A 13308-nucleotide genomic window follows, 5' to 3' on the forward strand; every position below is an offset into this window, starting at 1 on the left:
GGCCGCTTTATGATTGCGAGAGATCCCCTCTCCCCAGGGGGGAGAGGGGGAAGTGCCGGGGGACGGGGGGCTCCCCTCAGCCGAGCGAGCGGAACGCCGCCAGTGCCTTGCCGGCATACATCACGGCGGGACCGCCGCCCATCTCGACCGCGACCTCAAGCGCCTCGACAAGCTCGGCCTCGGCGGCGCCGTGCCGGCGGGCGCCGTCGACATGGTAGAGGATGCAGTCCTCGCAGCGGGTGGCGACGGAGATCGCCACCGCCATCAGCTCCTTTTGCGCGGGGGTGAAGGAGCCGGCGGCGCTGGCCGTCCGGCTGACCTCGGCGAAACCCTTCATCAGGGCGGGGGAAGCCTTGGCGAAGGCACCGAGCCGCGCCTTCGCCGCCGCCAGATCGGTCTTTGCGTCATCCATGCGGAGTCTCCTCATCTATCAGGGCCGCGACTTCGCGCGGGGCGTCCCATTGCGGCATGTGGCCGGACGGCAGGAAATGGGCCGCCACACGCGGCGGCAGGTTGAGCGCGTCGGTCGCGGACACGATGCGGTCGTCCAGGCCGAAGATGGCGCGGACGGGAATGCGCTCTGCCAGCTCCGCCAGCGGGCGCAGCAGGTCTATGCGCTGCCGGCCGTCGGCGGTGGCGAGCGCCGTGGCGAGCGTGCGCAGGCGCCCCCGCCCCATCTCGCGCGTCATGGCGGCGAGGGCGGCATCCGACAGCTGGCCGCCGCGCGGCCCCAGCAGGCGCAGCAGATGCGAGACCTCGCCGGTGGTTTCAGCCGTGGCCATGCCGTGGACGAAGTCGGCACCGATCCTCGGCCCGCAGCCGGCGGGGGTGAGAAGGACGAGGCGCGCCACCCGGTTGCCGAGCCGGCGGGCGGCGTGGACGGCGGCGGCGGCGCCCAGCGAATGGCCGACCAGAACCAGCGGTCCGGGCAGGCTTTCCGCCAGCGCCGTCACCGCCGCGGCCAGACCGTCAACATCGGTCGCCTCGATGGCGGTCGCGCCATGGCCGGGGAGATCCGGCATCAGCACACGCTTGCCGGAGCGGGCGAGACCGGAGGCCAGATTGGCCCAGGCGCTGCGGTCCCCGGCGAAGCCATGGACCAGCAGATGCACCGGGCCTGCGCTTCCGGCCTGCGCATAGGCCAGCCGGCCGGCCGGCGTGTCGAGCCAGCGCAGATCGGCCGGCGCAGGGGCGGTCGAACCGGTGGCATTCTCGACATCGGCCCGCTCGATCCGGCCACGGCGCCCGCTGCCGTGGAGCGTCTCCAGCGCGACGCCGTGCTGGCGGGCCAGCCGCCTTGCGGTCGGCGTGGCGCGCAGCCGGTCGTCGGAGCCGCGTTCCGGAGCCGGCGTGGCGGCAGTGAAGCCGGCGGGCGGGGATGGCGCTGCCGATGCGCCGGCCGCAGGGGCTACTTCAGCCTCGGCTTCCGCCGTGTCGGGAAGGGCGGCGGCCCACTCGTCGGCCGACAGGACCGCGACGCGGGCAATCGGGGCGCCGACCGGCACACGGTCGCCGGCCGACACCAGCGTTCCGTCGAGACGGCCATCGCCCAGGGCGGGATATTCGACGACGGTCTTGTCGGTTTCCAGCTCCAGGATGGCGTCGCCGCGGCGGAACTGCTGTCCCGGCTCGACCAGCCAGCCGACGATGACGCCCTCCTCCATCGTCTCGCCAAGCCGGGGCATGGTCAGGGTGAGGGTCGTGGTACTTGCGGTCGTCATGCCGGCACCCGTCCGGCCAGCATCCGGAGAGCGGTGTCGGCGATCAGCTGCGGGCCGGGCACCGATCCGGCTTCCAGCGCGGTCGACACCGAGATCGGGATGTCCTCGCCGGCGACGCGGACCACCGGATCCTCGAGGAAGTCGAAGCATTCCTCGGTGATGCGCGCCGACAGTTCGGCGGCGACGCCCGCGGTCATCACGCCCTCGCTGACCACCATGGCGCGGCCGGTGCGCTCGACATGGGCGCGGATGGTGTCGAAATCGAGCGGGTTCAGCGTGCGGATGTCGATCACCGTCGCCTCGACGCCCTGGGCCGACAGCTGGCGCGCCGCCTCCATGCAGTAATGAAGCTGGCGGGAATAGGTGACGATGACGAGATCGCGCCCCTCGCGCCGCACCGCCGCCTTGCCCCAGGCCAGCGGCTCGGCGTCGAGGTCCACGCTCTCCTTCATGGTGTAGAGCGCCTTATGCTCGATGAAGACGACGGGATCGGGCTTGGTCAGCGCCATGCGCAGCAGGTGATAGGCGTCGGCCACCGTGGCGGGCATCGCCAGCCGCAGGCCCGGCGTGTGCATCACATAGGCTTCCAGGCTCTGGCTGTGCTGGGCGCCGGCCGACCGCCCGGTGCCGCCCTGGGTGCGCAGAACCATCGGCACGCCGATCTGGCCGCCGAACATGTAGCGGATCTTGGCGGCCTGGTTGGCGAGCTGGTCCATGGTCATGCCGATGAAATCGACATACATCAGCTCCGCCACCGGGCGCAGGCCGGTCATCGCCGCACCCACCGCGGCGCCGACGATGGCCGGTTCGGAGATCGGCGTGTCGATCACCCGCTCCGCCCCGAACTCCTTGATCAGATCCTTGGTGACGCCATAGGCGCCGCCGTAACGGCCGACCTCCTCGCCGAGGATCACCACGTCCGGGTTTTCGGTCATCGCGTCGGCCAGCGCCTTGCGCAGAGCGTCGCGATAGGTCAGTTCCTGAAGTGCCATTGGTGGTCTCCTCAGTCCCGCGCCAGAACGCGGTCGATGCGGGCGCGCACCGGTTCGGGTTCGGGTTCCTCGGGCGCATAGACGTCGCGGAACATCGAGGCGAGCGGCGGTTCGGTCTGCGCCACGGTGAAGTCGATGGTCGCGTCCATCTCGGCGCCGATCTCGGTATCGAGCCGGTCCAGTTCGCTCTCCGACTCCAGCCCGCGGTCGATCAATGCTGAGCGGGCGAAGGCGACCGGGTCCTGACGGCGGCCGGCCTCTTCCTCCACGGGGTCGCGGTAGGGCGACTTGTCCTTGCGGGCATGGCCGTAGAAGCGGTAGCAGGACACCGCCAGGAAGGCGGGCTTGCCGGCCCGCGCACCCTCGACGAGACGCTCGGCGGCCTCGGCCACCGCCTCGACGTCGAGGCCGTCCACCGTCTCCGCCGCGAGGCCGAAGGCGGCGGCGCGTTCGTGCAGGTTGGGGTTGGCGGTCGCCTGGGCGATGTTGGTGCCCATGCCGTACTGGTTGTTGATGCAGACGAAGACGCAGGGCAGGCCCCACAGGGCGGCCATGTTCATGCTCTCGTAGAGGATGCCCTGGCCGGTGGCGCCGTCGCCGAAGAAGGCGACGCTGACGGCGCCGGTCTTGTGGTGGCGGGCGGAAAGCCCGGCGCCGACCACCGCCGGGATGCCGCCGCCGACGATGGCGTTGGCGCCGAGATGGCCCAGCCCCATGTCGGCGATGTGCATCGACCCGCCCTTGCCGTGGCAATAGCCGGCTTCCTTGCCGCCGATCTCCGCCATCATGCGGGCTGGGTCGGCGCCGCGGGCGAGGAAGATGCCGTGGCCGCGGTGGTGGGTGGTGAAGCTGTCGCCGTCGCGCAAATGTGCGCAGACACCGGCGGCGGCGCTCTCCTCGCCGATGGACAGGTGCAGCATGGAACCGGCCGACTGGCCGCGGACGAACAGTTCGCCCACGCGCTCCTCGAAGGTGCGGATCCGGCGCATCGTCCGGTAGAGTTCGGGAAGGCGCGTGTTGGCGCCCGCCCCGACCCGGCCCGCCATGGCGCGGCCGGCCGTGGCCCGGAGGTCAGCCTCGTACATCGAAGACTCCGATTTCAAAGAAGGTTGAGTTTGGTGCTGCGCGAGACGACGGCGACGGCGGCAAGGATGATGACGCCCTTCACGATCGCCTGGATGTAGGTGTCCATCCCCATCAGGTTGAGGCCGTTGTTGATGACCCCGATGAAGAGCGCGCCGAAGAAGGTGCCGGGCACGGTGGCGGTGCCCGGCCGGAACATGGTCATGCCGATGAAGACCGTCGCCAGCCCGTCGAGCAGGTAGCGCTCGCCGGCATTCGGCTGGCCGGAGCCGAGCCGGGCGGCGAGCAGCGTGCCGGCCATCACGGCGAAGAGGGAACAGACGACCAGCGCGGCGGCGCGGTACTTGCGCACGCGGATGCCGGACAGCTCGGCCGCCTTCTGGTTGCCGCCGACGGCGTAGATGTAGCGGCCGAAGATCGTCCGCTCCATGACGAACCAGGCGACCAGCACGGCGGCCAGCATGAAGAAGGCGAGGACCGGGATGCCGGCGACGCGGCCCTGGCCGAGCCAGAGATAGGCCTCGTCCAGCCCGCCATAGATCGCCCGGCCGCCGGTCATCAGGAAGTTGATGCCGTAGAGGATGGAACCGACGGCCAGCGTCGCGATCAGCGACGGGATGCCGACCAGCGTGACGAGGAGGGCGTTGACGGACCCGACCGCCAGCCCGGCGCCGAGACCGGCCAGCAGGGCGAGCGGAAGCGGCACGCCCTTGACCAGCAGCAGCGGCACCAGCACGCCGGCAAGCCCGACGGTGTAACCGACCGACAGATCCATCTCGCGGGCGGCGAAGCCGAAGGTCAGGCCGGCGCCGACGATGGTCAGCATCGAGATCTGCTGCGCAATGTTCAGCAGGTTCTGTCCGGTCAGGAAGCGGTCGACGCCGAGCGAGAAGACCACGAACATGGCGACCAGCACGACCAGCGTGCTGTAGCGCTGGACATGCTCCTTGCGCAGCCCGAACAGCCGGTCGTGGCTGGGGAGGGATCCGGTGGCGGTGTCGGTCATGCGGGAATTCCTGATTTTGCAGTCTCCGGGACGGCTCCGGAGATGGCGGCGATGAACGCGCTCTCGGAAAAGCCGGTGCCGGGGATTTCCGGGCCGGGCCGCAGGTGATGGAAGGGGATGACGCGGTGCGCCAGCGCCTCGATCTCCAGCAGGTCGGAGGACGCGATGACGATCCCCACGCCGGTGGCGGCGAGGCGCCGCATCTCGGCATAGATCTCGGCCTTGGCGCCGATGTCGACGCCCTCAGTCGGCTCGATGAAGATCATCACGCGGTAGCGGCCCTCGGCGCCGTAGAGCCATTTGCCAATGGAGATCTTCTGCTTGTTGCCGCCCGACAGCGTGCGCAGAAGCTGGCCGGAGGAATGGGCCTTCACGTTGAGAAGACGCATGATGCGGCGGGCTTCGGCCTCCTCCCGGCCGGGCGACAGGATGCCGGCGGCGATGGCGCCATGGCCGGGATGGACCATCGCCAGATTCTCGCGCAGCGTCCACTCGCCGATCAGCGCGTATTCCATGCGGTGGTCGGGGACCAGCGCGATGCCGGCCGCCTGCATGTGGGCGGGCGGTCCCGGCTTCACCGGCCGGCCGCCGACCGCCAGCCCGGCGCAGCGCACGCCGGACGGGCTGTGCAGCGAGCGGGCGAAGCCGAAATGGCCGGCACCGGTCAGGCCGATCAGCCCGACGATCTCGCCGGCATGCAGGGTGAACCGCGGCACATGCAGCCGCCCGACCCGCCAGTCGCGGATGTCGAGCACGATTTCGCCGCGGCTGGCCCGCGCCGCCTCTTCCGACTTGCGCTGCGGACCGGAGCCGCTGCGGCGCAGCATCATGTCGACCAGCATCTGCTCGTCGAGCGCGTCGGCGGACTCCGTGCAGATGCGCCGGCCGTCGCGCAGCACGGTGATGCGGTGCGACAGCGCCTTGATCTCCGACAGGAAATGGCTGATCAGCACCACGCCGACGCCGCGGGCCGGCAGCGTGCGGATGATCGCCCACAGCTGTTCCTTCTCGCGGGCGGGCAGCGTCGCCGTCGGCTCGTCGAGGATGACGATGCGGGCGGAGCCGCGGAGCGCGCGGACGATCTCGATCACCTTGCGGTCGGCCATCGGCAGTTCGGCCACCGGGCAGCCGAGGTCGATCTCGACCTGCGGAAACCATGTGGCGAGCAGCGCCGCGGCCTGCGCCTTCAGGGCCGAGGCGCGGATCATGCCGCCGAGGCGGCGCGGTTCGACGCCGAGCAGGATGTTCTCCGCCCCGGTCAGGCCGGGGACGAGGCTGCCCTCCTGGCTGACATGGGCGATGCCCTGGGACAGCGCGTCCTGCGGCGAGCCGAAACGGACGCTGCGCCCGTCCACCGCGATGGTGCCGCCGCTGGGCTGAAGGCTGCCGCCCAGGATGCTGACCAGCGTCGATTTGCCGGCGCCGTTCTCGCCGATCAGGCCATGCACCTCGTCGCTGCGGAAGACGACGTCCACGCCATCCAGCGCCCGCGTTCCCGGAAACTGCATGGCGATGTCGGCCAGATGGATTTCCATGGCGACCTCTTGCAACAGCAGGGGATGAAGCTGGCCGCCGCCGGCCCAGATGCGGACGGATCCGCCATCGCGGGCCGGCGGCACCCGGTCACATGAACTGCTTGCAGTTCTGCTTGGTGATCAGCGGCGCGTCGAGATAGACGGTCTTGGTCGGGATCACCTCGGCGGCGGGCTTACCCTTCACCACCACGTCGTCGAGCCACTGGCCGACGGTCTTGCCCATCTCCTCGAAGGGCTGGCGCACCGTGGCGATCAGCGGGCTGTCGGGCTTGCAGACCTCGGCGACCGCCTGCGGGTGGCCGTCGATGCCGATCACCTTCACGTTCTTCAGCCCGGCACCCTTGATGACGTTGACGGCGGCCTGCGCCGGCTCGTCCCACGGCGCCCAGACGGCGGTGATGGTGTTGCCGAAGCGCGCGACGTAATCCTCCATCGTGCGGTTGGTGTCCTCGAAGAAGGCTGTGTAGTTGATGTTGTGCTCCGCCAGCACCTTCACGCCGGAATATTCCTTCAGCACCGTCGCCATCACGTCGCCACGCTTGCGGGTGCCGTGGTGTTCGGCCATGCGCAGGAAGACGAGGTTGCCCTGCCCGCCCATCTGGTCGAGCAGATAGACCGAGACGTTGGCCGACATCGCCCAGTTGTTGGTGGTCACATCGACCAGCACCCCGTCGACATAGCCGGAATCGACGGCGAAGACCGGGATCTTGGCGGCCTTGGCGGCGTCGAGCGCGGCACGGCTGGCGCGCAGGTCGGCCATGGTGATGACGATGGCCTTCACGCCGCGGTTGGCTGCGTCCTGGATGTTGGAGGCGGTCGCCTCGCCCGAGCCGCCGCTGTCGAGAACGCTGATCTTCCAGTCGGTCTTGCCGCTCTGCTTGGCCCAGGCGTCGAAGCCGGCCTTCACCCGCTGTTCGGACTGCGCGGCGGCATTGGCATGGACCCAGGCGATGTCGAGCGCCTGCGCCGCACCCGTGGCGGTCATCATCGCGACCATCGAGACAGCCGCAAGCATTCCGGAAAGCCGGTTTTTCATTTCCATTCTCCTCCCATTGCCAGCTATCTGGCTGGCGAATTCTCGATGCCGGTCTTGCGCCGACGACGATGAGCTTGTGGTGGGGCGTGACAAATGTCAACACCAGATACATTTGTCACCTGACAGGGGTAGAGGGGAGAAGCGCGCGATGCGGAACGGGACCAGCGAAGGGCCGGAGGACGAGGTGCTGATGGCGCGGGCGGCTTGGCTGTACTATGTCGGCGGCCTGAACCAGGAGGCGGCGGCGCGCCGGCTGGGCGTCACCCGCGCACGGGTGAACAAGCTGCTGTCCGACGCCCGCGACAGCGGCATGGTCAGCATCACCATCAATTCCGCCAATGTCGGTCTGCTGCCGGTGGAGGAGGCGATCCGCGAGCGCTATGGGCTGGACGTCTGCATCTGCACGCCGGCGCTGACCCAGGATGCCGGCGGCGAGCGCGACGACGCGCTGCTCGCCCCCTTCGCCTTCCGGGCGGTGGGGGCCGCCGCCGCCGCCCATCTGCGCCGCCATCTGGCGGAGACGGAGGAGGCGGTGGTCGGCACCGGCTGGGGCCGGACGCTGGAGCAGATGACCTTGCAGATGGCGGGGGTCAGCGCGCCGCGGGCGAAATTCATCAGCCTGATGGGATCGCTGACCGCGCGCTCGGCCTACAACCCGTTCGACGTGGTGCATGCGCTGGCGCGGACCACCGGGGCGGAGGGTTATTTCCTGCCGGTGCCCTTCATCGCCGACAGCCTGGAGGCGCGCGACGTGCTGCTGTCGCAGCAGTCGGTGCAGACGGCGCTCCAGCTCGCGCGGTCGACGACGGTGGCCTACATCTCCATCGGCGAGCTGCGCGAGGCGTCGCTCTTGCGGACGCAGGGCATGATCAGCGCCGGCGAACTGGCGGAACTGCGGGCGGCGGGGGCGGTCGGCGACACCAACGGGCTGTTCTTCGACGAGGACGGCAGGGCGGTCGACCATCCGCTGAACCGCCGCACGCTGGCGCTCAGCCTCGACGGGCTGAAGCAGACCTACACGGTGGCGCTGGTGGCAGGCCGGACGAAGCTCCAGGCCGCCCGCGCCTTCCTCGCCAGCGGGGTGGCGCGCGGGTTGATCATCGACGGCGACACCGCGCTGGAGCTGGTGAAGTGAGGGAGTGCCCGTGCTGCCGCCCGGTGGAAACGGCAGCCATGCTCCCTTGACAGCGGCGGTTCGGTTGCGGAATGGTGACGCAGTCGACCGATCCCGGTCGGCGATATAGGCTTGTTCTCAGGGCAGGGTGAAACTCCCGACCGGCGGTATCCCTTCGACAGAAGGGGAGCCCGCGAGCGCTTGCCGCCTCTGGCGGTGAGGTCAGCAGACCCGGTGTGAGGCCGGGGCCGACGGTTACAGTCCGGATGGAAGAGAATGAGCAGACCGCGCCGGTGGCTTGCCGCGAGCAGGCCCACCGTCGCTGGTTCGCGCCATCGCGTCGGGTTCCGGTCCGGCGCGCTGGAGGTCTCTTTGCGCCCTGATTCAGGCTCACCCTTCAGTGGATGTGAGAACCATGAATCAGATTTACCGTCAGAACGACCTGCTCGCCCGCTTCGGCACGCCGGGCGAACGCGTCGCCCGCGCCCTCGACAGCCTCAAGCAGGGGCAGGGAGTGATCGTCGTCGATGACGACGACCGCGAGAATGAAGGCGACATCATCTACCCGGCCGACAGCATCACCGTCGAGCAGATGGCTCTGCTGATCCGCGCGTGCAGCGGCATCGTCTGCCTGATCCTGCCCGACGAGCATCTGCAACGGCTGGAGCTGCCGGCGATGGTGCCGGCCAACAGCTCGCGCTTCGGAACCGCCTTCACCGTGTCCATCGAAGCCCGCGAGGACGTCACCACCGGCGTTTCGGCGGCCGACCGGGTGACGACAATCCGCACCGCGATTGCCGACGACTGCCGTCCGGAGGATCTGGCGCGGCCGGGCCATGTCTTCCCGATCCGCGCCCATCCGCAAGGTCTGGCGGCCCGCCGCGGCCATACGGAAGCCACCATCGAGCTGATGGCGCGGGCCGGACGCAAGGCGGCGGGCGTGCTCTGCGAGATCATGAACCCGGACGGCACCATGGCCCGCCTGCCGGAGCTGATCGTCTTTGCGGAAGACCAGTCGATGCCGATTGTGAGCATCGCCGATCTGGTGGCGGAGAGCGGCCTGCAATCGGATCGCTGACCGGGTTCGGCCGCAGGCAAACGGGAACCGCCCTGTCGGAGCGATTGCTTCCGGCGGGGCGGTCCGCGTTGTGTGGCGTGAGGTGGGAAGAGCGGTTACTCGGCCGCCGTCTTCTGACCGACGACAGTCAACTCGGCCGGGGTGTGCTCGCCCGCCGGCTCGACATAGGCGCGGCCATAGTAGCTGTCGATCAGCAACTGCCTGATCTCGGCGACCAGCGGGTAGCGCGGGTTGGCGCCGGTGCACTGGTCGTCGAAGGCGGCTTCGGCAATCGCATCGACCCGCGCCAGGAAGGCCGCCTCCGGCACCCCCGCCGCCTGGATCGAGACCGGGATCTCCAGCGCCCGCTTCAACTCCTCCACCCAGCCGATCAGCTTTTCCACCCGCTCATGGTCGCGGCTGCCGCCCAGTTCCAGATGCCGGGCGATCTGCGCATAGCGCGCCACCCCCTTCGGACGGTCGTACTGGCTGAACGCCGTCTGCTTGGTCGGGATGTCCGCCGCGTTGTAGCGGATCACGTTGGCGATCAGCAGCGCGTTGGCGATGCCGTGCGGGATGTGGAACTCCGCCCCCAGCTTGTGCGCCATCGAATGGCACACGCCGAGGAAGGCGTTGGCGAAGGCGATGCCGGCCAGCGTCGCCGCATTGTGAACCAGCTCCCGCGCCTTCGGATCCTGGCTCCCGTTGCGGTAGGCAGACGGCAGATGCTCCTTCAGCAGCTTCAGCGCCTGCAAGGCCTGACCGTCGGAATACTCGTTCGCCACCACCGAAACATAGGCCTCCAGCGCATGGGTCACCGCGTCGATGCCGCCCGCCGCCGTCAGGCCCTTGGGCATGTCCATCACCAGATTGGCGTCGACGATCGCCATGCTCGGCGTCAGCTCATAGTCGGCGATCGGGTACTTGGTCCCGGTGCGCTCGTCGGTCACCACTGCGAAGGGCGTCACTTCCGATCCCGTCCCCGACGTGGTCGGCACCGCCACCAGCTGCGCCTTCACGCCGAGCTTGGGGAAGGTGTAGATGCGCTTGCGGATGTCCATGAAGCGCAGGGCCAGATCCTCGAAGGCCACCTCGGGCGCCTCGTACATCACCCAGATGATCTTGGCCGCGTCCATCGGCGAGCCGCCGCCCAGCGCCAGGATCACGTCGGGCTGGAAGGCGTTCGCCAGCGCCACGCCCTTGCGCACCACCGCCAGCGTCGGGTCGGCCGAAACCTCGAAGAAGGTCTCGACCTCCAGCCCCAGCGACTTCAGCACGCGGACGCTGTCGTTGACATGGCCGTTCTCGAACAGGAAGCGGTCGGTGACGATCAGGCAGCGCTTCCTGCCGCGCAGCTCCTCCAGCGCGAAGGGCAGGCAGCCGCGGCGGAAATAGATCGACTTGGGCAGCTTGTGCCACAGCATGTTCTCGGCCCGCTTGGCCACCGTCTTCTTGTTGATCAGATGCTGCGGCCCGACATTCTCCGAGATCGAGTTGCCGCCCCACGAGCCGCAGCCCAGCGTCAGCGAGGGGGCGAGGCGGAAGTTGTAGAGGTCGCCGATGCCGCCATGCGAGGACGGCGTGTTGATCAGGATGCGGGCGGTCTTCATCCTGTCGCCGAAATGGCGGATGCGTTCGGCCTGCCGGTCCTGGTCGGTGTAGAGCGCCGAGGTGTGGCCGATGCCGCCGAGCGCCACCAGGGCGGCGGCCTTGTCGCAGGCCTCGGCGAAATCCTTGGCGCGATAGAGCGCCAGGGTCGGCGACAGCTTCTCATGGGCGAAGGGTTCGCTGTCATCGATGTCGGTCACCTCGGCGATCAGCACCTTGGTGGCGAGCGGCACGTTCAGCCCGGCCATGGCGGCGATGGCGTGGGCGGGCTGGCCGACGATGTCGGCGTTGAGATGGCCGTCGGTCAGCAGGATTTTGCGCACGGCGTCGGCCTCGCGCGGCGACAGGATGTAGCCGCCATGGTGGGCGAAGCGGTCGCGCACGGCGTCATAGACGGCCTCGACCACCACCGCCGACTGTTCGGACGCGCAGACCACGCCATTGTCGAAGGTCTTGGACATCAGGATGGAGGCCACCGCGCGCTTGATGTCGGCGAACTCGTCGATGACGGCGGGGGTGTTGCCGGCGCCGACGCCGATGGCGGGCTTGCCCGAGGAATAGGCGGCCTTGACCATGCCCGGCCCGCCGGTGGCGAGGATCAGGGCGATGTCGGGGTGGTGCATGACGGCGTTGGAGAGTTCGAGCGAGGGCTCGTCGATCCAGCCGATGATGTCGTCGGGCGCGCCGGCCTCGACCGCGGCGGCGAGCACGAGGCGGGCGGCTTCGCAGGTCGATTTGCGGGCGCGGGGATGGGGGGAGAGCACCAGCCCGTTGCGGGTCTTCAGCGCGATCAGCGCCTTGAAGATGGCGGTGGAGGTCGGGTTGGTGGTGGGGACGATGCCGCAGATCAGGCCGACAGGCTCGGCGATGGTGAGGATGCCGGCGTCGTTGTCCTCGGACAGCACGCCGCAGGTCTTGTCGTCCTTGTACTTGTTGTAGATGTATTCGGCGGCGAAGTGGTTCTTGATGACCTTGTCTTCCATGACGCCCATGCCGGTCTCCGCCACCGCCATCTTGGCGAGCGGGATGCGGGCGTTGGCGGCGGCGAGTGCTGCGCTGCGGAAGATCAGGTCGACCTTCTCCTGCGGATAGTCGGCGAAGCGCGCCTGCGCCGCCTTCACCCGCGCGATCAGGGCGTTCAGGTCGGAAAGGGTTTTAACGGTCATGGTCATCATCCACTTGCTGTCCGCGAAGTACGCAATGACGCCGTCGCGGTGATGTGTGGGGAAGGGCGCCGTTCGGGCGCGCCGCCGCGCTCCGGGACGCTCAAAAATCATTTGGAGCGCCCGGTGTTCGGCCAGGAATTTGAAAAGGATGCGGTGGGGGTCAGAAGCCGCCGGCGAGGTCGGCCAGGGCGTCGCGGTCCAGCAGGTCGAGCTTGCCGCCGACCAGGATGCGGATCAGGCGGCTCGACTTCAGCTTGGTCAGGGTGCGCGACACGGTTTCGGTGGTCAGGCCGAGATGGTCGGCGATGTCGCTGCGGCCCATCGGCAGGTCGATGGTGCAATCGTCTCCCTTGCCGCCGCACTTGCGGTCGCTGAGGCGCAGCAGGAAGGTGGCGACCTTCTCGGCGGCGGTCTTGCGGCCGAGCAGAACCATCTGGTCCTGCGCCGCCATCAGCTCCGAGGTGGTGGCCGACAGCAGCTTGCGGGCGAAGGCCGGCTGGGCATCCATCAGGGCGTCCAGCTCAAGGCGCGGGATGCGCTGGATGGTGGTCGCCGTCACGGTTTCGGCGGTGTAGAGATACTGGGCGGCGAAGGCCAAACCCATCATGTCGCCGGCCTGTAGGAAGCCGATGATCTGGCGGCGGCCGTCGGGCAGCATCTTGTAGAGGCGGACCATGCCGCTCATCACCCGGAACACCGAGCCGGCGGCATCGCCCTCGGTGAAGACCGTGGTCTCACGCTCGTAGACCTTGGCGTGGCCCAGGCTGGCGAGCGGGTCGGCGGGGTTGCGCGGCTGGATGGCGGCACCCATGCCGGCGTTCGGCGTCATCGCCAGGGCGGAGACCAGATAACCAGGGACGGCGCGGTTGGCGTGAGCGGCAATGGCGGCGTGCGTGGACATGGTGACCTCGGCCTTGACGGTGCGATGCGGTCCGGTTCGTTCCGGTGTGCATCCGATGGCCCGAAGCTAACTTTCCCCTGTCGCCCTGT

Annotated in this window: 11 protein-coding genes and 1 riboswitch; of the genes, 2 read left to right on the top strand and 9 right to left on the bottom strand. The window is 69.0% G+C overall.

Annotation, left to right across the window (positions count from 1 at the left end; translation table 11 throughout):
- Positions 1–76 precede the first annotated feature (76 nt).
- The 7 genes from ABNQ39_RS26015 to ABNQ39_RS26045 are packed head-to-tail and all read right to left on the bottom strand — an operon-like array spanning position 77 to position 7373.
- Positions 77–412 (bottom strand): carboxymuconolactone decarboxylase family protein, encoded by a 336-nt coding sequence (locus ABNQ39_RS26015; protein ID WP_109095760.1) that lies wholly within the window; start codon positions 410–412, stop codon positions 77–79.
- Entirely contained in the window at positions 405–1721 is a 1317-nt protein-coding gene (locus ABNQ39_RS26020) for an acetoin dehydrogenase dihydrolipoyllysine-residue acetyltransferase subunit (RefSeq protein WP_376963774.1), read from the bottom strand. The genes ABNQ39_RS26015 and ABNQ39_RS26020 overlap by 8 nt, the downstream gene beginning before the upstream one ends.
- Positions 1718–2713 carry an alpha-ketoacid dehydrogenase subunit beta gene (locus ABNQ39_RS26025; RefSeq protein ID WP_376963777.1) on the bottom strand — a complete coding sequence of 332 codons (996 nt, stop codon included), beginning with the start codon at positions 2711–2713 and terminating at the stop codon, positions 1718–1720. Before ABNQ39_RS26025 ends, ABNQ39_RS26020 begins: the two co-directional genes overlap by 4 nt.
- A gap of 11 nt (positions 2714–2724) precedes the next feature.
- The gene (locus ABNQ39_RS26030; protein WP_376963780.1) at positions 2725–3798 is read right to left on the bottom strand and encodes a thiamine pyrophosphate-dependent dehydrogenase E1 component subunit alpha; all 1074 of its coding nucleotides are present in this window, start codon (positions 3796–3798) and stop codon (positions 2725–2727) included.
- A 14-nt stretch (positions 3799–3812) separates the two neighbouring features.
- On the bottom strand, positions 3813–4802 hold the full coding sequence (locus ABNQ39_RS26035) for an ABC transporter permease (RefSeq protein ID WP_376963783.1): 990 nt from the start codon (positions 4800–4802) through the stop codon (positions 3813–3815).
- Positions 4799–6421: a sugar ABC transporter ATP-binding protein gene (locus tag ABNQ39_RS26040; RefSeq protein WP_376963785.1), complete on the bottom strand. Its 1623-nt coding sequence runs from the start codon at positions 6419–6421 to the stop codon at positions 4799–4801. The genes ABNQ39_RS26035 and ABNQ39_RS26040 overlap by 4 nt, the downstream gene beginning before the upstream one ends.
- Before the next feature lie 4 nt (positions 6422–6425).
- Complete coding sequence (locus ABNQ39_RS26045; RefSeq protein WP_376963788.1) at positions 6426–7373, bottom strand: sugar ABC transporter substrate-binding protein; 948 nt, start codon at positions 7371–7373, stop codon at positions 6426–6428.
- 148 nt (positions 7374–7521) lie between these two features.
- On the opposite strand from ABNQ39_RS26045, the gene ABNQ39_RS26050 reads away from it, so the two are divergent.
- Both ABNQ39_RS26050 and ribB read left to right on the top strand, forming a co-directional pair.
- Positions 7522–8508 carry a sugar-binding transcriptional regulator gene (locus ABNQ39_RS26050; protein ID WP_376963791.1) on the top strand — a complete coding sequence of 329 codons (987 nt, stop codon included), beginning with the start codon at positions 7522–7524 and terminating at the stop codon, positions 8506–8508.
- A 109-nt stretch (positions 8509–8617) separates the two neighbouring features.
- Positions 8618–8769, top strand: a riboswitch (FMN riboswitch).
- Positions 8770–8902: 133 nt separating this feature from the next.
- Positions 8903–9565, top strand: coding sequence for a 3,4-dihydroxy-2-butanone-4-phosphate synthase (ribB, locus tag ABNQ39_RS26055; RefSeq protein WP_376963794.1), 663 nt, complete (start codon positions 8903–8905; stop codon positions 9563–9565).
- A 95-nt stretch (positions 9566–9660) separates the two neighbouring features.
- On the opposite strand, the gene adhE is transcribed toward ribB, so the two are convergent.
- Together adhE and ABNQ39_RS26065 are read right to left on the bottom strand one after the other, a co-directional pair.
- A complete protein-coding gene (adhE, locus tag ABNQ39_RS26060) occupies positions 9661–12318 on the bottom strand; it encodes a bifunctional acetaldehyde-CoA/alcohol dehydrogenase (protein WP_376963797.1) in 2658 nt (885 codons plus the stop codon).
- Between the two features lie 160 nt (positions 12319–12478).
- Positions 12479–13219 carry a helix-turn-helix domain-containing protein gene (locus tag ABNQ39_RS26065; RefSeq protein WP_376963800.1) on the bottom strand — a complete coding sequence of 247 codons (741 nt, stop codon included), beginning with the start codon at positions 13217–13219 and terminating at the stop codon, positions 12479–12481.
- Positions 13220–13308: the final 89 nt, after the last annotated feature.

This window comes from Azospirillum sp. A26 (assembly GCF_042604635.1).
GTDB classification, from domain to species: domain Bacteria; phylum Pseudomonadota; class Alphaproteobacteria; order Azospirillales; family Azospirillaceae; genus Azospirillum; species Azospirillum palustre.

Excerpts from the sequence above, each read along its gene's own strand:
- ABNQ39_RS26015 (WP_109095760.1), bottom strand. The coding sequence starts at position 412 with ATGGATGACGCAAAGACCGATCTGGCGGCGGCGAAGGCGCGGCTCGGT.
- ABNQ39_RS26020 (WP_376963774.1), bottom strand. The coding sequence starts at position 1,721 with ATGACGACCGCAAGTACCACGACCCTCACCCTGACCATGCCCCGGCTT.
- ABNQ39_RS26025 (WP_376963777.1), bottom strand. The coding sequence starts at position 2,713 with ATGGCACTTCAGGAACTGACCTATCGCGACGCTCTGCGCAAGGCGCTG.
- ABNQ39_RS26030 (WP_376963780.1), bottom strand. The coding sequence starts at position 3,798 with ATGTACGAGGCTGACCTCCGGGCCACGGCCGGCCGCGCCATGGCGGGC.
- ABNQ39_RS26035 (WP_376963783.1), bottom strand. The coding sequence starts at position 4,802 with ATGACCGACACCGCCACCGGATCCCTCCCCAGCCACGACCGGCTGTTC.
- ABNQ39_RS26045 (WP_376963788.1), bottom strand. The coding sequence starts at position 7,373 with ATGAAAAACCGGCTTTCCGGAATGCTTGCGGCTGTCTCGATGGTCGCG.
- ABNQ39_RS26050 (WP_376963791.1), top strand. The coding sequence starts at position 7,522 with ATGCGGAACGGGACCAGCGAAGGGCCGGAGGACGAGGTGCTGATGGCG.
- ribB (WP_376963794.1), top strand. The coding sequence starts at position 8,903 with ATGAATCAGATTTACCGTCAGAACGACCTGCTCGCCCGCTTCGGCACG.
- adhE (WP_376963797.1), bottom strand. The coding sequence starts at position 12,318 with ATGACCGTTAAAACCCTTTCCGACCTGAACGCCCTGATCGCGCGGGTG.
- ABNQ39_RS26065 (WP_376963800.1), bottom strand. The coding sequence starts at position 13,219 with ATGTCCACGCACGCCGCCATTGCCGCTCACGCCAACCGCGCCGTCCCT.